At 67.5% G+C, this 20,713-nt stretch carries 17 protein-coding genes, 4 tRNA genes and 1 pseudogene; 10 read left to right on the forward strand and 12 right to left on the reverse strand.

Features of this window, described 5'->3' with window-relative positions; all coding sequences use genetic code 11:
- A pseudogene (locus ACFV4N_RS18665) lies at positions 1-109 on the forward strand (RNA polymerase subunit sigma); the annotation flags it as partial.
- 709 nt (positions 110-818) lie between these two features.
- On the opposite strand, the gene ACFV4N_RS18670 reads toward ACFV4N_RS18665, so the two are convergent.
- Genes ACFV4N_RS18670 through ACFV4N_RS18685 form a run of 4 tightly spaced genes read right to left on the reverse strand, consistent with a single transcriptional unit; the run spans position 819 to position 4,450 of the window.
- A complete protein-coding gene (locus tag ACFV4N_RS18670) occupies positions 819-1,349 on the reverse strand; it encodes a PIN domain-containing protein (RefSeq protein WP_499673796.1) in 531 nt (176 codons plus the stop codon).
- A gap of 5 nt (positions 1,350-1,354) precedes the next feature.
- Entirely contained in the window at positions 1,355-2,554 is a 1,200-nt protein-coding gene (locus ACFV4N_RS18675) for a helix-turn-helix domain-containing protein (protein ID WP_499673797.1), read from the reverse strand.
- Positions 2,535-3,908 carry a 7-cyano-7-deazaguanine synthase gene (locus tag ACFV4N_RS18680; RefSeq protein WP_499673798.1) on the reverse strand — a complete coding sequence of 458 codons (1,374 nt, stop codon included), beginning with the start codon at positions 3,906-3,908 and terminating at the stop codon, positions 2,535-2,537. Before ACFV4N_RS18680 ends, ACFV4N_RS18675 begins: the two co-directional genes overlap by 20 nt.
- Complete coding sequence (locus tag ACFV4N_RS18685) at positions 3,905-4,450, reverse strand: hypothetical protein (RefSeq protein WP_499673799.1); 546 nt, start codon at positions 4,448-4,450, stop codon at positions 3,905-3,907. The genes ACFV4N_RS18680 and ACFV4N_RS18685 overlap by 4 nt, the downstream gene beginning before the upstream one ends.
- Before the next feature lie 2,108 nt (positions 4,451-6,558).
- On the opposite strand from ACFV4N_RS18685, the gene ACFV4N_RS18690 reads away from it, so the two are divergent.
- Complete coding sequence (locus ACFV4N_RS18690; protein ID WP_499673800.1) at positions 6,559-8,712, forward strand: AAA family ATPase; 2,154 nt, start codon at positions 6,559-6,561, stop codon at positions 8,710-8,712.
- A 9-nt stretch (positions 8,713-8,721) separates the two neighbouring features.
- Here ACFV4N_RS18690 and ACFV4N_RS18695 read toward each other — a convergent pair whose 3' ends face one another.
- Both ACFV4N_RS18695 and ACFV4N_RS18700 read right to left on the reverse strand, forming a co-directional pair.
- Positions 8,722-10,395, reverse strand: coding sequence for a hypothetical protein (locus tag ACFV4N_RS18695; protein WP_499673801.1), 1,674 nt, complete (start codon positions 10,393-10,395; stop codon positions 8,722-8,724).
- 172 nt (positions 10,396-10,567) lie between these two features.
- Entirely contained in the window at positions 10,568-11,788 is a 1,221-nt protein-coding gene (locus ACFV4N_RS18700; RefSeq protein WP_499673802.1) for an ROK family transcriptional regulator, read from the reverse strand.
- 284 nt (positions 11,789-12,072) lie between these two features.
- Between ACFV4N_RS18700 and ACFV4N_RS18705 the strand changes: the two genes are divergently transcribed.
- The 4 genes from ACFV4N_RS18705 to ACFV4N_RS18720 all read left to right on the forward strand — a co-directional run bounded on the left by ACFV4N_RS18705 (position 12,073) and on the right by ACFV4N_RS18720 (position 15,792).
- Positions 12,073-12,222, forward strand: coding sequence for a hypothetical protein (locus ACFV4N_RS18705; protein WP_499673803.1), 150 nt, complete (start codon positions 12,073-12,075; stop codon positions 12,220-12,222).
- Between the two features lie 135 nt (positions 12,223-12,357).
- Positions 12,358-14,070, forward strand: a complete 1,713-nt coding sequence (locus tag ACFV4N_RS18710) for an albusnodin/ikarugamycin family macrolactam cyclase (protein WP_499673804.1) — start codon at positions 12,358-12,360, stop codon at positions 14,068-14,070.
- Positions 14,071-14,072: 2 nt separating this feature from the next.
- Positions 14,073-14,789, forward strand: coding sequence for a lasso peptide biosynthesis B2 protein (locus ACFV4N_RS18715; RefSeq protein WP_499673805.1), 717 nt, complete (start codon positions 14,073-14,075; stop codon positions 14,787-14,789).
- A gap of 562 nt (positions 14,790-15,351) precedes the next feature.
- A complete protein-coding gene (locus tag ACFV4N_RS18720) occupies positions 15,352-15,792 on the forward strand; it encodes a hypothetical protein (protein WP_499673806.1) in 441 nt (146 codons plus the stop codon).
- A gap of 26 nt (positions 15,793-15,818) precedes the next feature.
- On the opposite strand, the gene ACFV4N_RS18725 is transcribed toward ACFV4N_RS18720, so the two are convergent.
- The 4 genes from ACFV4N_RS18725 to ACFV4N_RS18740 form a co-directional block, all read right to left on the reverse strand.
- Positions 15,819-15,893 (reverse strand) — tRNA-Val (locus ACFV4N_RS18725).
- Between the two features lies 1 nt (position 15,894).
- Positions 15,895-15,966 (reverse strand) — tRNA-Cys (locus ACFV4N_RS18730).
- A 58-nt stretch (positions 15,967-16,024) separates the two neighbouring features.
- Positions 16,025-16,097 (reverse strand) — tRNA-Gly (locus tag ACFV4N_RS18735).
- 142 nt (positions 16,098-16,239) lie between these two features.
- The gene (locus tag ACFV4N_RS18740; RefSeq protein WP_073893954.1) at positions 16,240-16,665 is read right to left on the reverse strand and encodes an SsgA family sporulation/cell division regulator; all 426 of its coding nucleotides are present in this window, start codon (positions 16,663-16,665) and stop codon (positions 16,240-16,242) included.
- 220 nt (positions 16,666-16,885) lie between these two features.
- Here ACFV4N_RS18740 and ACFV4N_RS18745 point away from each other — a divergent pair, with 220 nt between their 5' ends.
- From ACFV4N_RS18745 to ACFV4N_RS18760, 4 genes are all read left to right on the forward strand, one after another.
- Positions 16,886-17,557 carry an RNA polymerase sigma factor gene (locus ACFV4N_RS18745; protein ID WP_499673807.1) on the forward strand — a complete coding sequence of 224 codons (672 nt, stop codon included), beginning with the start codon at positions 16,886-16,888 and terminating at the stop codon, positions 17,555-17,557.
- The gene (locus ACFV4N_RS18750; RefSeq protein WP_499673808.1) at positions 17,554-18,342 is read left to right on the forward strand and encodes an anti-sigma factor; all 789 of its coding nucleotides are present in this window, start codon (positions 17,554-17,556) and stop codon (positions 18,340-18,342) included. Before ACFV4N_RS18745 ends, ACFV4N_RS18750 begins: the two co-directional genes overlap by 4 nt.
- Before the next feature lie 25 nt (positions 18,343-18,367).
- On the forward strand, positions 18,368-18,796 hold the full coding sequence (locus tag ACFV4N_RS18755) for a TIGR02611 family protein (RefSeq protein ID WP_499673809.1): 429 nt from the start codon (positions 18,368-18,370) through the stop codon (positions 18,794-18,796).
- A gap of 50 nt (positions 18,797-18,846) precedes the next feature.
- A tRNA-Val gene (locus ACFV4N_RS18760) sits at positions 18,847-18,918 on the forward strand.
- 116 nt (positions 18,919-19,034) lie between these two features.
- Here the strand turns inward: ACFV4N_RS18760 and ACFV4N_RS18765 are convergent.
- A complete protein-coding gene (locus ACFV4N_RS18765; RefSeq protein ID WP_499673810.1) occupies positions 19,035-20,105 on the reverse strand; it encodes a tyrosine-type recombinase/integrase in 1,071 nt (356 codons plus the stop codon).
- Positions 20,106-20,233: 128 nt separating this feature from the next.
- On the reverse strand, positions 20,234-20,602 hold the full coding sequence (locus ACFV4N_RS18770; RefSeq protein WP_499673811.1) for a helix-turn-helix domain-containing protein: 369 nt from the start codon (positions 20,600-20,602) through the stop codon (positions 20,234-20,236).
- Positions 20,603-20,713 lie beyond the last annotated feature (111 nt).

A 20,713-nucleotide genomic window follows, 5' to 3' on the forward strand; every position in this document is an offset into this window, starting at 1 on the left:
GGGCATGTCGGCCGAGGAGACGGCGGAGATGGTGGGCTCGACGCCCGGTGCGGTGCGCGTGGCGCAGCACCGGGCGCTGCTGCGGTTGCGGAAGGCGCTGGGCGGGGAGACGGGAGTTGAACGTGGCACATGGCCGGTGGCGGCATCTGTCGGGCAGTCGGTGGTGGCAGCCAGGTCAGAACGACCACCGGCCCGGTGTTCCACTCGGTCACCCGACAAAAAGGGCACGGTGGCTTGTGGGGCGCCAGAACCCTGTACTGGAGAGCTGCGCTGTGGTGATCGTGCGCCCTGGGTATCCAGGGCGTGATCGTGTGGTGTGCGTTGCGTCGATCGAGTTGGAACGGAGGGAAGAAGGTCCAGGATTTTAAGCGGCACATCATCGTGGACACCATGGGGCTGCTGTTGACCGTGTTGGTCGCACCGCCTCGACGCAGAACCGGATCGCCGCCCGCGGCCTGCTGCGGCGCCTGCGCGGTACCGCAGGGAAACGGTCCACGCTGGTGTGGACCGACGGCGGCTGCACCAGACCTCTGATCGACTGGGTCCGCAGGGTTCTCAGCCTGGTGGAGGTCGTCCAACGTCTGCAAGCGCCGCTGCGCCCGCGACTGCGAACGCCGACCCCGCACTACGAGGCCGGGGTCCGTTGGTCCATGATCCGCATCACCAGCCGTCGACTCACCCGACCCCAGTAGCTCGGAAGTGGCTGCCAACACCTCATGAGGGCTCCGTGGTGCCGGCCCCACGGCACGGCGTCGCGCTGTTCGGAGATCGGGTCCTCCGGCCAGCGACACGCGAACAGCAGGTGGACATCGCGGCGGTCACCGACAGATGGCCTGCTGCCACCAGGTGAAGTTCTCGTCGGTGTGCCGGGGGACGTAGCTCGCTTCGTCCCGCACCCGTCGGAGGAGAGCTGCGAGCTGTTGTGGAGTGGAGCCAGTCGCCTCCGCGTACTCGCGCAGGAGTGCGGTGGTCCCCGTAGGTGTGGCAAGGCCGACTTCGACGGCGACCCGACGGGCTTTCCGGTCGTCGGTGGCGATGGCGAGCGATCGTGAACGAGCGACGGCGATGGTGGCGGCTTCGCCGTCATCGATGTCCCTCGCCAGTTCGACGTAGACGTCGAGTTCGGACTCCACGAGCGTCAGCACCTTTGCCAACGGTGGCACGTCCGCAGGGGCCGATCGTCGTCGCACGACGACGTGGTCCTGAACGACGTCCAGTTCCCCGCACTCGTTCACCGCCTGCCGCACCATGAGAAAGCGGATGCCGAGGGACTCGGCGATGTCCTCGGCGTGGTTCGTGGCGACCAGGTTGATCGCTATGCACGCGTCCAGCAGCAGCGGTCTGTGCACTGCGTTCACTCCACGCCGTCCAGTAGATCGATGATCTGTGACTGGCCGTCCTCGCCGACGTCCGGTGTGGAGGTGAGCCGGTGGAACTCCTTGCGCGCTTCGACGACGCTCATGCCCAGGTACTGCGCGAACTGGGTCTCGGTGATGTCGCCGTCGATGTAGAGCTGGGTGGCCAGTGTGCGGTAGTGGTACGGGAGAGGGGCGCCGTTGTCCGGAACGGGCGACAGGTTGAGCATGTCCGCGGCGGCGCGGGGTTGGAACTTGTTGTCCTTGAGCCGGTCCCAGGTGCCGACCTTGATGAGTTCGAGGCTTTCCAGGCGCAGGCAGAGGGCTTGCACCGAGACGCGGTAGGTGTGGGCGAGTTGCACCAGGGTGGCCGGCGTCGCCTGACCGCCGTTGTCCTGCTTCAGTTCGTGGAATCGGCGGACGACCCCGTTCCGGGGCATGAGGAAGTTGGCCGCGAATGCCTCCGCGAAGCGCTCCGTGTCGCTGATCCGACCGGCTCCGAGTCGGGTGACCTCCGGCCTGTCGCGGGACGCGAGGTAGTGGGCGTACTCGTGCGCCATGGTCCAGCGTCGCCGCTCCGGGGGGTGGTTGCGGTTGACGCCCACGCACCCACCCAGCGGGTCGACGTGGATGAACAGGCCGGCGACCTTGGACGGCAGGTCGAGGAAGAAGATCCGCAGGCCGACCTCCACCTCCAGGACCTCGCGCAGCAGTTGCAGCGGACCGTCGCCCAGGCCGAGCCTGTTGCGCTCCTCGGTCGCGAGGGCTTCTCCGGCGTCGTCGGGTCCGAGGTAGTCGGTGGGCCTGATCGCGGCGGGCCTGCCCGGCAGCCTGGCCTGCGATCGACGCAACAGGTCGACGTAGTTGTCCGCGAAGCGCTCCAACTCGTCGACCGCATCCTCCAGGTCACCGTCGCTCGATCCCGTCACCAGGCCCGTGCGGAACCTGGCCCTGATCGACGAGGGCGGGATGGAGGGCCGCAGCAGGGTCGCGACGTCCCGCTGGTACACCTCGGCGAGCTTGACCAGTTCGGTTGGGCTGACCGGGCGGGTGCCCTTCTCCATGGCGATCAGGGTCGGGCGGCTGACCCCCAGTGCGGCGGCGACCTGAGCCTGGGTCAACCTCGCGGTCTCCCGTGCGCCGCGGATCCGTGTGGCCAGTGCCTCTGCCGGCTCGTGCTCATCCACTGTGACACCCATCGCTCGCGTCCTGAAGGCGGTCGCCGAACCAATCGTCGACGCGCAAACCTAGCGAGTCGAGGAAGGCCGGCCATTCACGGGTGTAGGTGCCGAACATGTTGATCAACGTTTCGGGAGCGACGAACGGCGCGGCGTGCAGCACCTCCGGGAACTCGTCGACCAGCGACAGCCACGGGTCCTCGACATCGAGGCAGTCCTTGAGCCGGGATGCCTGCCACAACATCGCGATCAACTGCTCCGTCGTGACCTGCGCCTGCTTCCGGTAGACCAGCCGTTCGTCGATCCACGGGTGCTCCGACGCGGCCACCGCTTGCCTGCGCAACAGGCACGACGTGCACACGCCGCATCGCGGGTGCCCCTTCACCCGCGATGCGAAGCTCGTGTCGCAGGAAACGCTGTACGACATCGCCGCGACGGACTCCTGCGACACCGCGGACACGACCTCGGCCTTCGTCATGCCGAGGAACGGGTTGTGGACGGTGAAGTCGTCCCCGGTGAGCTTGTGCAGCAGTGCCTGCATCGCTGCGGTCGTCCGGGGATGCGCCGACCTCGTGGCCTGGGCTCCGAGTTGCGAGCGGACGTAAGGCAGGTTCACGGCGCCGATGCCGTTCTCGCAGAACCAGAGGCGACGAACGCCGAGGGTCAATGCGGTGGCCGCGCCGACGGCGAGGAACAGCAGCCCTCGGGAGCGTTGCGACGATTCCGCCCTTCCGGACGGGCCTGTCACACCACTCACGAGGTTGATCCTGAACCTGGCATGACATGTCTCGTCGACCGGGGCGCCGAGGCGGCGCAACACGTCGCGCTGAACTCCCGCCATGTGGTTGTTGGTCACGACGCTGACCGGGAGCAGTGGCCGCCGTGGAGCGTGAACTGCCAGCCCCGCCGATGAGTCCAACCCGCCGGAGAACAGGATGGGCTCGATCCCGTCGGCGAGCACGTCGACCAGGTAACCCTGACCGGACGAGAGTCCCTTACCGGCGGCCTGCTCGAACGAGAACTCCCACTGGTCGTCGGTCAACCACTCCAACAGCGCGCGGATCTCCTCCCGCGCCGCCGTCCACCGGTCCGGCTCGCGGACCGGGAGGACCGCGCGGATCGTGCGGGCCCAGTCGCTCCCGTTGTCGTACCCGCGGTAGCGAGGGCGCGCGACGACCCGGTCGATCGCGTAGACCGAGGCGGCGAAGTCCAGCAGATCGGCGGCTACTACAGGGAGGTGACGGGACAGCAGGTCCACGACACCTCCGCCGTCCAAGCGTGCGTCCACGCCGAACCGGATGCGTTGCTCGTCCGGGTACCGGTCCGACCAGTACCGGACCACCGCGTCCGATGGGGTGACGTCCGCGATCTTCACAGGTCGTCCAATCCGGTGTTCAGCAGTTCGTCCAAGGGCTTGGCCGCGGTCCGGCGGTCCGGAGCACGGAGCCCTTCGCCCGACGGGTGGCGAATGAAGCGGTCGCGCAGATCGGCCATGGGCTTCGAGCCGGACAGGTTGGCGAGCAACTCCCGGAGCTGGGACATCGTGTAGTGCCCCTCGGCGATGAGCGCGGGCACCATGTGGTCCAGCCCCGCCTTCGCTATCCGATCGAGCAAGCGGTCCGCGAGCAGCTCGGTCGCCGACTTGGGCGAGACGAGGTTCATGCCCGCCTGCATGGTGGTGACCAACGTCCGCGCTGCTTCGTCGAGCAGCCGCCCCACGACACCGTCGGGAGAACAGGTGGGGATCGCCGCGACGACGTGCCCGTCGCCACCGACCGCCGCAGCCTGCCGCACGCCCTCGGCCACTGCGGAGAACCGGGGGACGCCGCCCGACCGGCGAATGGAGTTGGCGACCGCCGACGCCAACGCGTCCTCGACCTCCATCAAGGGGGCACCTGACCGCAGCAGATTGGCCACCTTGCGCCACCTCGCTCCGGCACGCCATGCCAAGTAGTCACCGTCCGGCATGCCCGCCTCCCTACCTCTTGACATTGAGAGTACGCCTCAAGCGCATCTACGTGTCAAGAAGTAAAGTGACAGGCTCCTTCAGGCGCGATGGTCCACATCCGCAGGCGAGCGGCTTGGCCTGTCGCGGCACCAGCTTCGACCAGCCGCATGACGACCAGCCCGGAATCACGCAGCAGCACCCGTCAGGTACCTGCGGACCCGACGACAGTCGCATGCGCCGTGCCGATTCGACGGTCTCCACGTTCGCCGACGACCCCATACCGACGACCCGCAGCACAGCGGCCGGCCGGCGACGGCGATGTCCTGTCGGGAGCCACCGAGGCCCCCGATCGCTCGCACCTCTTGCGGCGACACCGGCCTCGTCGATCCGGACGGATCGGCTCCTCACACCTCGTCCGCGCCGGATGCGCGGACCCATTCGGAGCGAGTGAGTCGAATCATGGCGCTGCAGAGGGCGGTGCAGGAGGCGTCAGAACTCGGCGCTGGGCCGATCGTGCGGCGCTCGCCGCGTTGGTGCGACGCCTACCCGACCGGTCGCAACACCACCGGTTGGTGACGCCGGGAACCGCCCTGTGACGACATCGGCGACTGGCCGCGAAGAAGTGGACCTATCCGAACCTGATCGGGCGACGGCCGGTCGACGATGCCGTGGCGGCGTTGATCGAACGGACGGCCCGGGAGAACGCCGGCCGGGGCTACCGCGGGATCCAGGGCCAGCTGCTCAAGCTCGGGCACCGCGCAGCCGCCTCAACCGCGCGCCGCGTGCTCAAGCACCTGCGCACACCACTCGCACCCGAGCGCAACAGCGACACCTCATGGCCGCGGTTCCTGCGCACTACGAACCCACCGCCGCCTGACCTGCGAATAGGCGGCGGTGGTCGACTGTTGGCACTCCGGCACAGGACGAGACCGATCGGCGTGGCCGAGCTGCCTTGACGAGGCTGCAGCCGCCGGAGGTCCGGTGCGCAGAGCACGATGTGCGCGGTCGCCCCGAACGGCGCAGGAGTGTTTCAGGGGATCAACTGGTGAATGGGCATCGGCGGTGTCCGTCCCCCTGCAGCGCGATCGGATGGCGGGTACGACGGGTGGCCTCACCTGCGGCGAAGTAGCAGGCCGCCTCGTTGAGCCTGTCAGTGCTCAAATCCTCGAAGTCCACCCACCCGTCCTGGACCACCACCTCAGGTTTCATCCGCCACTCAGGAGGCTTCAGCCCGCCTTGAGGTGACGGGTCCTCGCAACTGGCTCTCGAGCGGAGCCCGCACTGCTCTGCCGACGGCGATCGCTTTTCGAGCGGCACAGCCGACGGGCTGTTCGGCGCAGCAGTTGGCTCGTGGACACCGTCCGATCATGCCCCAGATGCCCAGGGCGCAGGATCGCCACAGCTCAGCATCTCCGTGCGGAGTTCTGACATCCCACAAGGTCCGCTTCCTCCCGACCAGGCGCCGGTGCCACCGGAGGCGCGCCAGCCGGCTACCGAGTCGGACGAAGATCAGGCGCAGCAGCTACAACGCCACACTCCACGATCATGCCCAGCGACCCGTGGTGCACGATCATCGCAGATCAGCGACCCAGTGCAGAGTTCCTGCACCCCCAGGGCAGCCCCGACACCCCGAGCAACTCCCGCCTCCGTCAGATCAGCGACCCTGCGCGAGTCGGGCTCCGTCCGTCCGACCGCCGTGTCACGCTGAGGTGGGCGACTCGTCCGTCTACCGCCGTCCGGGGATGGTTTCGCCGGTCCTCGTCAGAGGCGTCGGCGTTAGGACCGGACGGACGGCCTGTTGCGCCCGATCAGCGTCGGAGCGCCCACGCGACCTGATCAAGTGCTGGTTCGACACAAGTATGCGCAATGCCGGAGTAACTTACCTTTTACACGTAATAGTGACACCCTGAAGTTCAACCGTGTAATTCATGGGCGCCGTGATGTGCGGACCGTGACGATCAACGCGAGAAGTTAGCCCAAACCGGCGACGAACGGCCGGAGCGCAGTATTGCGCATGCGCCTACGCGTGCTGTTGGTAATGTGAACTTCCGCCCTGGTTGGAGTTCTGGGAGCAGTCATGAGTGAGCTGGCCACCGGTCGTCCCGTCGCAGGGCCGTCCGTGGGCAACAGCGCGTCCGCCGCAGAAGCCAGCACGGTCGTGCAGGTCGGTGGCTCACTGACCGGTGATGTCGTCGTCCACGCCAACTTCACCTCGCCGACCACTCCTCGTCAAGTCCCGCCGCCTCCGGCCGGCTTCGTCAACCGCAATGCGGAACTGGCTCAGCTGAGCAACGTGCTGCTCGACGGGAGCGACGGCCACCGCGGCTTGGTCGTCGTGACAGGGATGGCCGGTGTGGGCAAGACCGCGATGGTGAGGCGGTGGGTCGCGGCGGAAGGCCACCGGTTCCCCGGAGGGCAGCTGCACGTCGACTTCGCCTCGGTTCGCACCGAATCCGGGGCACCTGTGAGCGACGCGCTCGCGGACTGCCTGCTGGCGCTCGGAGTGAGTCCCGAGCACGTCCCCTCCACGCTGTCCGGTCGCACGAACATGTTCCGCACCAAGACGGCGCTCATGTCCGTGCTGGTGGTTCTCGACGACGTCACGGAACCGGCGCAAGTGCCGCCCTTCATCCCCAACTCCGCGGGAAGCGCGGTCGTCGTCACGAGCAAGGACCGCTTGTCGGAGCTGGCGCTCGACGGGGCGTACTCGCTCAACTTGGGGCCGTTGGATCGTCACGGGGGCTTCTTGTTGCTCCGCGAGATCTGCGGCACCTCTCGACTGGCGTCCGACCTGCAATCCGTGTACCGGCTCGTGGAGCTGAGCGCCGGCTACCCGATCGCGTTGCGCGTGATCGCCGCGAGGTTGCTGGCACAGCCGTACTGCCCGATCGGTGATCTCGTGGACGAACTCGAGGACGAAGAAGCGCGGTTGGAGGCACTGTCACTGCGAGGGGAACGACTGGTGTCACGAGTGTTCGACAACGCGTACCGCAACCTGCCCGCACCCTCCTCGCTGCTCTACCGCAGGCTAGGGGTGATCGGTTTCCGGACCTTCACCTTGGACACCGCCGTCGTGCTCCTGGCACGTCCTCGCGCGGAGGCGCGCCGCGCGCTCTCCGGCCTGCTGGAGACGTCCTTGGTCGAGTTGTCGCCGGAGGGCAGGTTCGTCGTCCACGATCTCGTCAGGCTGCACGCGGTGGAACGCTCGCGCCTTGAGGATCCGCCTGAGGATCGCCGCGCGGTCTCCGCGCGGATCTGCGAGTACTACCTGACCACGGCGGCGTTCGCGGACGATGTCGTGATGGGTGACCGCAAGCGCATCTCGACGAAGCTGGCTCGCCTGCCGACGGCCGAGAACCCCTTCCGGGGTGAGGGAAAACGGGCATCCGGCCTGGAGTGGTTGATCCAGGAGCGGGCGAACCTGCTGGTGGTGCTCGACATGATGAGACGTGAGGGGTGGCACTCGTCCGCGTGGCAACTCGCCGAGTCCCTCCTGGCCCTGTACCTCAACCGCCGTTACGTCGACGACTGGCTGGAAGCCAGTGCGATCGGCATCGAGAGCGCGCGCGAGGACGGCAATCCGGCGGCCGAAGCGAGGCTCCGGAGCGTGGTGTCGCGCGCTTATACCGACCTGAACGAGATGGACACGGCCGAGCAGCACCTCGACGTCGCGCTGGAGTTGGCTGAGGCATCCGGGGACAAGGTGCTGATCGCCTCGGTCTGGGAGTTCATCGGCCGCTTACGGGAAAAGGTCGACCCGGACTCGTCCATCGAGGCATACCGGTATGCCATCGAGCGGAATGGAGAGGTGGGAGAAAAGCGCGGCATGGCGCTGGCGACCTACTTCATGGGTTGCGTGCTCAGTTCGAAGGGCGATCACGTCGGTGCACGTGAAGCGCTGACGACGGCATACCGGATGTTTGTTTCGGTGGATGATGAACGAATGGCGCTCCGCGGTTCCATGAGCCTCGGTGTGGCCTACTTGCGGGAGGGCAACCTACAGTTCGCCCGCAGGGAGTTGGAACGCGTCGCCCAGGCGTTCCGCCAGACCCAGGCCTCCTACTACGAGGCTCAGGCCAGGGAAGTGCTGGCAGAGGTGGAGGAACGCGAAGGCGAGTTGACCTCCGCCCGGGAGAACCTCGAACGGGTGATCGAGATCAGGAGAGCCAGCGGAGTGCCGGACGTGAGCCGCCTGGTGGCCCACGTCGACCGGCTGAAGGCACACCCCTGATTGCCGCGCTCAAGGCCCGAACGACGAACTGATCGTCAACTTGTGCTCGGATGCACCTGCCTTCAGGGTGAACACACCCTCAGCGGGGCGCCGCGCGACGATCAACGCGTAGAGCGCGGAGGCGAGCAGCAGGGGGTCCGACCCCGGCTCGGCGGTCAGCTCGTGGTGCGATCCTCGCCGGACAGCAGCTAAGTGCCGGCTCCCGTACTTCACGACCACGATCCGACAGCCGGGGTAGTTTTCCCGCATGGACCGCAACCTGGCGGTCGCGGATTCGAAATCGTGCTCATGCTCGTCGACGAGGATGGCGGCGTTCTGCCTGACCCGCAGGTCGGGCTCGTTGGCGTACGCGGCCAGATGGCGTTCCCAGGGCGCCTCGACCGGCTCGCACCACTGCTTCACCGCGGCCGGGAATCTTTGCAGGGTGATGGTCGAGGGCTCGACGAACAGCGTGCGGACCTCGTAAGACCGCACCGGGTACCGCGTCACGATGGGCGCCGGCGCGGCCCACACCGGAAGCTCGTCGGTCGGGGCGACCAGCCCCAGCTTGTGGAAGCACAAGCGCCGGAACGACTCGGCGGCCTTTCCGGGGAGCGCGATCGTCCGCTCGATGAGCGCATGCGGGTCCACCTTCCCCTTTCCGGCGATGGCCTCCTCGACCTGGTGCCTGAGGTTGCGTTCCGAAGTGAGCCGCGGCGCGATCGTGCCCAGGTGCTCCATGGCCGTCCCCGGCACCACCTGATCGCTGAAGGCCCCGATGAGCAGGGGCGTCCCCATCATCGCCGCGTAGAGGCTCAGGGACCCGTTGTCGGCGATCACCAGGCTGGACGCGACGAACACCGCGTGCCAGCCCTGGACCGGGTCCACGAGCACCAGCCCGCCGCGCTCCACGTGGCGGTGGAAGCGCCGTCGGACGTTGTCCTCGCCCTCCAAGCTCCACACGTTGGGGTGCAGGGTCAAAGCGACCTTGTACGTCTCGACGGGAAGTTCGGCCAGCGCTCGTTCGATCTCCCGCGAGGCCCGCGCCGACAAGGAGCCCTTGCCCCAGGTGGAGGAGAACGTGACGAGGTGCTGGCCCGGTGCGAGGCCCAGCGCGCGGCGGTAGACGTCCCGCTCGACCACGCTGTTGCTCAGCAGGTCGAAACTCATGTCGCCGCCGAGCACGGTCCTGCCGGCGATGTGCGCGGTGACGTGTTCCAGCTGTCGGACCTGGTCCGGGTGGGTGACCAGTTGCGTGACGACGCCGGTGCGGAGGGAGGCGTCGTCGACGAGCCCGGACAGCCGGTTTCCCGGACCGTCCGCGTCGGGCACGAACTTGTGGAAGCCGAGCCCGTGGGGCACCACGATGCCCGGAGTACCCGGGAACGCGGTGAAGTCGACCTTCTCGCTGGTCGTGACGAGGAGATCGCACCGGGCGTGGACCAACGCCTCGTAGGGCAGGAGATCCACCTTGTGGTCGCGAAGCACCTTCACCGCTCCGTGTTGGAACCGGGAACCGGGCGAAACCGCGTAGAGGACCTTGACCCGGTCGTCCCCGTTGAAGACGCGCATCAGCTCCCGAACCGTGATCGCCGAGGTGGGGGTCCGCGCCAGGCAGATGATGATCTTCTGGTTCGGGTACGTCTCCCAGCGCTCCGCATCCCGTGCGGCGGGACCCAGGTCGGGTCGCTCGTAGGCCGTCACCCCTCGTCCTGGGCAACGTCATACGGGCCGGAGCTTCGACAGCCGAGCCTCGACGTCGTTGCGCTGCCCTGGAGCCGTCTGCGCACCCATGCCATGACGCCACCGCCTTCGAGTCCCAGCCCGGTACCACACCGCGAACCCAAGGATACTTCAAGTCGAAGCCAATGGAGCTTCAGTGTGATGTCCCAGCCAGTGGGCGATCGCTGTTGAGGGCGAAGGCCAAGGCGCCCTGGGCGCCCGCGAGCAGCCCCAGTTCGGACTGGCGGACGCCGACCGGATCGGGGTGTTCGAGCATGCCGACCAGGACGTTGCGCCGCAGTTCGTCGTCAACGTATCGAAGAATCATGTCGCCCGCTCGGCCGAGTTCGCCGCCCAGCACCACCGTCTCCGGGTTGATGATGTTGCACACCCGCGCGAGGGCCAAGCCGATGTTGCGCCCGGCGTCCTGGAGGACGCGCAGCGACACCGGATCGTGGTTGCGGGCGCGTTCGATCAACCCGCCGACGTTCACCGGCAGGTCGATCCGGTGACCCGCGTAGGCTTGGCGGACCTCCTCGACCAGTCGCGTACCGCCGACCAGCGTTTCGAGGCAACCCCTGTTGCCGCAGCGGCACACGATGCCGCTCGGGTCCATCGTCAGGTGCCCGATCTCGCCCGCGAACCCGTGCCGCCCGCGGAAGATGACGCCGCCGATGATGAGCCCCGAGCCGATGCCCGTCGACGCCTTGACGAACAGCATCGTCTCGGTATCGCGACCAGCACCGTAAAGGTGCTCGCCGAACGCGGCCAGGTTCGCCTCGTTGTCGACCACCACGGGCACGCCGGGGTAGTGGGGTTCGTACCATTCCTGCGGGTCGCCGCGCAGGTCCCAGCCGAGGGACGAAGCGGCCTGGGTAACCCTGCCGGTGCGGGGGTCCACCGCCGCGGGGATGCCCAGACCGATCGAGACCATGTCGGACGTCGTCATGCCGGTGCGCCTGACCAGGTCGTCGATCAAGCGCGCGGACTCCTTGATCCAGGCACGGCCGCCCTGGCTGACGCCGAGGTCGCCGGTGTGCTGCAACATCTGCTCGCTGTCCACCCTGCGGACCGCGACGGTCAACTTGTCGTGACCCACTTCCACCCCGACGGCGACACCCCGCATGGGCGCGAGGCGGATGCGCTTGCCCCGATCACCGTCTGCCTCGTCGACGTCGACGAGTCCGTCCGACTGCAGTCGACCCACAACGCCGGACACCGTCGCCTGGGAGAGCCTGGTGCGTCGGGCCAGCTGCACTTGAGTGGACGGCATAACCATGACAGCGCGGATGATCCGTCGAGTATTGACCGCGCGGACGGAGTCCGAGGTGGCGCTCAGCACTACCTTCGCGTCGAGGGGCTCGCGGTGTTCCATACTCATTCCGACATCCAATCGACTATTTGCCAGCTTCAGAACGAAGCTATCGAGGAGTCAAGATCATGTCGCATTCCATGACATGTGGCAACCGCTGAGCGCGGCACGCCACAAGCGTCGATCGCGGTCACGCAACTCACCGGAACAAGCCGCATTCGTGCCGTCAGCAGCCCGAACACCGCTCGGCTCTCGTCCGCTTAGCTCTACGCCCCAATTAGGGGTCGCAGGTACACTATTCGTTACGTCGAGGTTACTCTCCGGAGTGAGCGAGAAGGGGGCCTGACATGAGCGATGAAGCCTGCGATGGCGACAATGGCCGGATGCTCCAGCCCGTCTACGAGGCCCCCGCGGTGATTGACCTCGGGCGGGCAATCGATGTGACCAAGGGCAGCACGATGGACAACAACGATGCCAACAACCAGGGGTTCTCATGAGCGGCGTGGCCGAGGGCCCGCAGGTTGCCGGAGGGCGTAGGCGGCGTGGGCACCGTAATAGGTAGCGTCACTACGACTCCACTTCGAGCCCGCAGTACCACCCCTTCGAGGGACAACCCCCTTCCTCGCTTCACCATGACGAGCGACAACGCATCACCTGGTGATCCGGTGCGCCTCGTGCGCTCGACGGAGGGATCGGTCGCATTGATCGGTCACTGCCTTCTACCTGAAGAACAGCTTACTCTGGAGGTGGAGCGGGCACTCCGCACAGGGCGCCCCGACCGACTCCTGTCCGCCGCTGGTGCCTGCTCGGTCGTGATCCATCACGCGGAAGGCCAAGTGCTGGCCGCTGACGACGGCGGCCAGGCACCTCTCTACCTCGCCACACACCGCGACGAAGTCGTTTTCGGCTCCAACGCCGCAGGTGTGGCACACAGGGTGGGCGCCGACGTCGATCTCGTCTCGCTGGCGATCGAGGTGGCAGTCCCGCAGGAGTGGAATCTCAATGCCACCCGTACGGGGTATGCAGGAGTTCGACGACTGACACCCGGCCACCGGAGGCACTACGGACCTGGTGGCGTCCACGAAGTCGATGCCAAGGTCCGTCCCGACCCCTTCCGGACGAGGGACGAGTGCGCCGAGGAGTTGCGGGAGAACCTCAGCGCCGCTGTCGCAGCACGTGGACTCCCGGCAGAAGCTCGTCTTTCGGCGGACCTCAGCGGAGGCATCGATTCGACGTCGCTGGTGTTCCTGGCCTTGCGGCACGCCGACTCACTTCCCGGTCTCACCTTCTCCCACGCGGAGATGACCGTGGAGGACGACCTGGCCCACGCGCGCCGGTTCGCCCTGTTGGACTCACGCATACGGCACCACCTCGTGATCGGCACACCGGCGAACCTCCCGTACCACGATCTGCGCGACCCGGTCGACGAACCGACACCGGCTGTGGTGGCAACAGGCGTCGACCTCGCGAAGGCGACCGCCGTGTCCCGACTGGGATGCGACACCCACCTGGTGGGCGAAGGGGGAGACCTCGTCCTCTCCGCTCACCACAACTACCTGCTGGACTTGGCGAGACAACGGAGGTTCGACCTGTTGTGGCGTCACTGCGCGGCCTGGGCGCGGCTGCGCTTCCGATCGCCGATGGGCCTTTTCACCCATGTCCTCCGCTCGGCGTGGATCAGCAGGCGGGAAGGCATCCTCCGGCTCGTCGCGGCTCTGGAGGAGGGTCGGAACCGGCCCCGGCGCTCATGGGAAGGCGGGGCGATCACCCCATGGGGAACACCGCTGTGCGATTGGTTGGCAACCCCCGCGCGAAACGCACTGGTCAACCACCTGCTCTGTTCCTTGGACGAGGAGGAGGACGGGCTGGGTGCCGGTGACCGCGCGATGCTCGGCCACCTGCGATCGGCCAACCGCGCCTATCAGGTGCAGCGAGCGGTCGGCGCCGAAGCAGGCGTGCAGGTGCACGCCCCCTACCTGGATACGCAAGTTGTGCGCGCTTGCCTCAGCATTCCGTCGTGGCGCAAGGCCGATCCCGCAGTCGCGAAACCCCTGCTGAGGCGGGCGTTGGCCGGGCTCGTGCCCGACGAAGTGTTGACCCGGCGCACCAAAGGCAACTACACGCGCGCGGCCTACCTGGGACTGCGCCGCGCCGCGCCGCGGATTCTCAGGATGCTCGACCACTCGCTCGGCGCGGAGATCGGGCTGATCGACCCTTCACGCGTCGCGACCGCGGTCGAACAGGCGATGCGGGGGCTGGACAGCCACTGGGCGCCGCTGAACCAGGTCTTGGGGATCGAACTGTGGCTGCGTGCACACGCGGGGTCGGAGACACAACGGAGGTGAATGTGACGGAGTTCGTGGTACCCGACTCGGTGCACTCTGCGCACGAGGACAACGGTTTGTTGATCGTGCTGAACGTCCGAACAGGACAGTGGCACGCGCTCAACTCCACCGGGTCAGTGATCTTCGACTGGCTGAGGCGGACCGGCGACCTGGAGTCGGCGATCAGGGACCTGGTCGACCGGTTCCCGGAAGCGCCGGAAGCCCGGCTTCGCGAAGACGCGCACCGCCTGGTCGGAATGCTGGTGGGCCGCGGACTCGTGGAGACGGGGAAGGGGAAAGGCCGCCACCCCGGAAGTACCCTGATGGCCCTGCCCTCGCGACAGGGCGTCAAGCTTCCCCTGCTCGACGTTCTGACGGCGGTGCTGTGCCTGGCCGGCGCGCTGTTGTTGTTGAGGTTTCCCCTGCGTGTACCGGTTTCCCTGGTCGAGAAGGCGAAGGGGCGTGTCGCCGTGGAGCCGGCATCCGTGCAACAGGCCGTCGCGGCACTCGACGCGGCGCGCGCTGCCAGCCGCTTCTTCCCCTGCCGTGTGGCCTGCATGGAGTCTTCCTTGACCGCCGTGCTGTTCGGCCTGGCCAAGAGGCGTTCCCTGGACTGGTGCTTCGGGTTCTCCTCGGAACCGGTGTCTTTCCACGCGTGGGTCCGGGCTGAGGGACAGGCCGTGGTGCACGACGCGGACGACCCGATCGACGACCGCTTCCGGACAGTGCTCGCCGTGTGAGGTTTCCTCATGACCCGAGGTGGTTGTTACCCGGACAGGGTCGGTGCCGCCGGAAGGCACTCGCAGCGCCTGCTTGCCAGATCGGCGCGGCGCACTGGCCTCCGAGACCGGGTCCACCGACCGAGGCACGGCTCGTGACCGGCTCCGTGACATCGAGTTCGACCTTGCGCCGCGACTCCTTCGTCTACCCCTCCCCAGGCGGCGTCCCGCTACGGAATAGGTCGAGACCTGGAACGAGCTCACACGTGAGCTCTACCACACGGGCGAAGTGCGACTCGCACCTGCGCAACCACGCACTCCCGAAGTTCGGCGACACGCCGCTCAAGGAAATCAGCCGCATGACCATCAACGGCCGGATCAAGACCTCACGGCGCTCGTTGGCGGAGTGCGCCGTGGGTGGTGTGGTGACATTGCCGTCGATGCTGCTCGGCGACGCTGAGGATGAGGGTCTGATCGGCACCGGCCCCTGTCGGCGTTGCGGGTCGACACCGGGGACCACGACGAGCGACCTCACGCTTCGCCGTGGCGGGTGCGCACCACCGCGCAGCGGTGCTGCCCCGCCATGGCCGTGTTGGTCGTCACAGTCGCCTATACGGGGCTGCGGTGGGGTGAGCTGACCAGGCTGCACTGGTACCACGTCGACCTGACCCCGGGCGACATCACCATCGCTTCGGGTGATGGCGCGTTGCACGAGCTCGGCGGACGGCTCTATCTCGGCGCGCCCAAGATCAAGGCCGGCGTCGCGGCTGGTTGCTCGCCGTTGGCGGCGACCTATGACGTGGCTGGGCGCCGGTGCTGCCCGGCCTGCACTTCCATGACCTACGCCACACCCAAAAACCTGGTTCATCGCTGGACGGACTCCGGCGGCGATGGGAGCAGTCGGGTGCGACCCCTACCCCGGATCGAGGGGGTGACCACATACAGTGGTGTTGATCACACCAAGATCGTTTGCTCCCAGTTTGCTCCCACGACAGCCAAAAAGCCGATCAGTGAAGATCACTGATCGGCTCTCTGAGCTGCGTATATAACTGGTGGACGATACTGGGATTGAACCAGTGACCCCTACCGTGTCAAGGTAGTGCTCTCCCGCTGAGCTAATCGTCCGAGGCGGAGACGGGAATCGAACCCGTGTACAGGGCTTTGCAGGCCCTTGCCTAAGCCACTCGGCCACTCCGCCAAGATCACCTGAAGGCTAGCACTCAGGAGTTTGGCCTGAGCCCAAGGGCCCTCTGCCGAGCGGATGACGAGACTCGAACTCGCGACCCTCACCTTGGCAAGGTGATGCGCTACCAACTGCGCTACATCCGCATGCTCCGTGGATTTCGCGGAACTTCCCTTTTGGGGCTGTCGTTCCGGTCTTCCCCGGTGCGAGAGGAACTTTATTACATGCCCCGCAGCGGAATCAAATCGGGGGTCCCCCAGACCCCTCGCAGGCCCGCTACCTGCGCTTTTACGTCAGGTCGTTGGAGATCAGGTGGGTCAGGGCCTCGTCGACGTCGACCCACAGGTGCTCGTTGCCCGGCACGACCACGTCGTAGGTGCGGTCGAGGAAGTCGGCCAGCTCCTGCGCGGACGCCTCGAACATGGCATGGCCGGAGGGCGAGCTGAGCTCGATCACCACGACCTCGGGGTCGTCCGCCGCGGGGCGGATGCGGACGTCGCCGTCGCCCGCGTCGGCGATCAGGCCGTCGGCGAGGAGGTCTCGGGCGAACACCCATTCGACCCAGCCGGCGCGGCCGGTCCGGAACGCGGCAACCACCGCGTAGGGGTCTTTCGTGTCGTAGCGAAGCTCCACCTGCACCGGGACGGCCGGGGTCCGCGGTGCCAGCAGGTCGAAGACCGCTGTTGAGCGGAGTGTCACGTGGTCATTGCGCATCGTCGTTACCCTCTTCTCCCTTCCCGGTCCCATAGAACGACCGAGCTCTTCTGTTGTGACGGCTATGTGGCGAGGAACGCTCGACTCTAGCCGGTTTATCACCCGATCGGGGCTATTTCACTCCAGCGGGTCAGTGCCTGGGTACGCTCCGTGCCCGGTCCGTGCGGCTCCGCTCCATCTTGCTGGGTTTAGCCTGAACCCGGTACCGGCTGTTGCGCGAATGTTGGACGTGAGGACCTCTCTGGTGGCTGGCTCACCCGCACCGGCACCGCCCGGCGACCCCGGCCGACCATCCGATGCCGAGCTCGTCGGCCGGATCTCGACGGGTGACCGGGCCGCGTTCGGTGCACTCTACGACCGGTACGCGAGACCGGCTTACTCCCTGGCCCGGCGTGTTTGCGTGGACCCGGACCTGGCCGAGGACGTGGTCCAGGAGGCCTTCCTCGCGCTGTGGCGCAACCCCTCCGCCTACGACCGGTCGCGCGGCGGCTTCAGCACCTGGCTGATGACCGTCGTGCACCACCGGGCCGTCGACGCGGTGCGGCGGGAGAACACCCAGCGCAAGCGGAACGTGCCGCTCACCGACGAGGTCTCCGAGCGCGGCGCGCCCTTCGTGGAGGGCGCGGACGGCGAGGCGTTGACCGGCGTGGTCGGCGCCGAGGTGCGGGCGGCGCTGCGCGGGCTGCCCGAGGACCAGCGGCAGGTCATCGCCCTGGCCTACCTGGGCGGCTACACGCAGGCGGAGGTCGCGAAGCTGACCGGCATCCCCCTGGGCACGGTCAAGTCGCGCACGTTCGCCGCGATACGCAGGCTGCGCACGACGCTGCGGTCGGCCTGGGCCGGGGAGACCGGCGGGGACGCGCCGGACTGGACGACGGGAGCACACCGGTGACCGGGGAGCGGAGGGACGACTGGTGCCCTCAGGAGGAGCTCGCGGTCGGGTTCGCGATGCACGCGCTCGAACCGGACGAGGAAGCGCGGCTGCGCGACCACCTGCCCGGCTGCGCGCGGTGCCGTGAGGCGGTCCGCGCGACCGAGGAGGTGACCGCGGCCCTGGGCGCGTCGGTCCCCCAGCACGAACCGCCGCCGCGGCTGCGGGCCCGGCTGATGGCCGAGGTCGAGCGGACGCCGCAGGAGGGCGTGCGGCAGGCGGTGGCCGCGCCGGTCCCGCTGGAGCCCCGACGACGCCGGGGCGGCGCGTGGCGCCGGGTCCTGGCCGCCGCGGCCGGGGTCGCGGTGCTGGCGGGGGCGGGCGTGGTCGGGGTGCGGCTCGACCGGCTCGGCGACGAGGTCGTGGCGCAGGGTCAGCGGGCGGACCGGCTGGAGAGCGCGCTGCGGCTCGCGGCGGACCCGACGGCGAGCCGGGCGGTGCTGCGGACGGACTCCGGGGAGGAGGTGGCGCTGCTGCTGTCCGCCGACGACGGCGCCGCGGTGGTGCCGACGCGCCTCTCCCCCAACGACGGGCAGCACACCTACGTGATGTGGGGGACGAGCACGCAGCCGGCGACGCCGCTGGCTGTGTTCGACATCACCTCGGACGGTTCGGTGGTGGGGTTGGCCGGGTGGTCGCCCGCCGCCCACCAACACACCGGCTTCGCCATCTCGCTGGAACCGGGGCGCGCGATGCCCGCGGAGCCGACCCGGGTGGTCGCAGCGGGTCAAGTCGCCTCCGCCTGAGCCGGCCATGGGCCATGATGTGCGCATGAGCACGAAGGAGCGCGAAGAGACCGTCGAGGCGACGGGGTACCGCCCGTGGTTCCGCCGCAACCCCGCGCTGAACCTGGCCTACCGCATCGGTGTCGGCGTGGTCGGCGGCCTGGTCCTGGTCGGCGGCGTGCTGATGATCCCCTACCCCGGTCCGGGGTGGCTGGTCGTCTTCGCGGGCCTGGCGATCCTGGCGACGGAGTTCGCGTGGGCCGGGCGGGTGCTGCGGTTCGCCAAGCGCTACTACGACGCGTGGGTCGAGTGGCTCAAGCGGCAGAACCTCGTGGTGAAGGCGCTCGTGCTGGCGGCCACCGGCCTCGTCGTCGCGGCGACCTGCTGGCTGCTGGGGGCGTTCGCGCTGGTCGGCGGCTGGTTCGGGCTCGACTGGGCGTGGTTGGAGAGCCCGATTTTTGGTTCCCGCGGATGATGTTGTAAGGTATGACCACACCGCGAGAGCGGGGGACGAAAACCGAATACGGGCGATTAGCTCAGCGGGAGAGCGCTTCGTTCACACCGAAGAGGTCACTGGTTCGATCCCAGTATCGCCCACAGTGTGTTTTACCAGGTCAACGGCCTGTCGACGATCATCGTCGGCGGGCCGTTTTCCGTTCGTGGGAGCACTGTGGGAGCAAAAGATCTTGACCTCACATGCGATCCCGAAGAGGTCACCAGATCTCCTGGCCGTTCTGCTCCCACCGCTCCTGGAGCCGAGCGAGCATGGTGTCGATCATCGGCTGCGTAACGTGGGAGTAGACGCCCATGACACCGCGGAACTTGTGGCCGATGCGCTTGTGCTGGAGCACTTCGGGAACACCGTCCTCGATCAGCCACGTCTTGTGCGTGTGACGCAGGTCATGGAAGTGCATGCCCGGCTTGATCGGCACCTGGCCGAGCTTCTCGTTCCCCGCCAACGCCGGAACCCAGACGCGGCGACGGAAGTTGGACCGGCGGTGCAGCCCACCGTCGACCCCGGTGAAGACGAATCGGGCACCGGGGTTGCGGTGACGCAGTTCGGCGAGCAGTTCGGTCAGGAACTTCGGCAGGTGCACCGTCCGGACACTGGCCGGCGTCTTGGGCGGCCCGAGTTCCAGCCGGCCGCGAACCTCGTGCAGGGCACCGTCCTTGGCATCGACGCGGATCTCCGCCTTGGCCATGTCGACCCGTCCCCACTGCAATCCGGCCAGTTCACCCCAGCGCAGGCCCGTGTACGCCGCCGTGACGATCAGGACCGCGTTCTCGGGTGCCACGACGCGACCGGCCAGCGCGGCCACCTCCCCGGCGTCGGCATAGGGCCGCTCGGGCTGATCACCGGTGTTGAGCCTCAACTTCCGGCAGGGGTTCGCCCCGATCAGACCTTCGTCGACCGCCTCACCGAGGATCATCGACAGCAACCCCACTACATCGCCGACGCTGCGCTCGCTCAACGACCGGCGCAGGGTCTTCGCCCAACCCTTGACCACCATCCTGGACAGCTCCCCCAACTCCGTGCCGGCGAAGCGGGGCAGGATGTGGTTGCGCAGATGCGAGTCGTAAGTGCTCCAGGTGACCCCGCTCACATGGTGGGCGTCCATCCACTGGCTCACCCACTCCCCCACCGTGGTCCGCGCCAACCGGGGATCGACGAACCGCCCTCGCCGCTTGTCCGACTCCACGTCCGCGCCCCGGTTGACCGCCTGCTCGCGCGTGGCGAACCCCGACTCGGTGAACAGCGACCCGTCCGGCAGCCGGTACCGCACCCGGAAACCGTCCCCGTGCTTCTCAACCCATGCCATAAAGACCGTCCTCTGCTCGCATTTTCACCTGTTCACAGGCGATCGGATGCACATTGACGCTCCATATCGTTCGGAGCGCAATGGATATGTGTTCAGTCGCACCGTCGATCGAACGAGCGGACGGAAGAATTTCGCGAAGATGGCATCGAACGACGCACAGGACGGGCGCCGCGTTGCACGATCACACCGAGGTCGGCACTCGAAAAGCGCAGGTGCTTTCCAACAAAAGTACACGGGATCTTCCGCTGCCCGGCCATGCGGCGCAACCATGACTCCCGGATGGTCAAGATGCGCGCCGCTTGAGCGGGGGTGTGCAGCAGGCGATCATCGTCACCCTGCGGTTGGCCGGTTGAGCGAACACCATCAGGTGACACCGCTGTCGAGTCGTCGATCCTGTCGACGGCCTCGACCTTCTGTTGAAGTCGCAGGTCGTCCTGTTGCGGGCTGGGTTGGTTGCGCATCCGGCCTCCACTGGTGAGGGTGTCGCATCTATACGGCACCTCGACACCTCTGAACTCCGGAAAAATGTCCCCATGGGGACATGCGACTACAAGATCATTTTTGTTGACCGA

The organism is Actinosynnema sp. NPDC059797, from assembly GCF_042732085.1.
Lineage (GTDB): Bacteria > Actinomycetota > Actinomycetes > Mycobacteriales > Pseudonocardiaceae > Actinosynnema.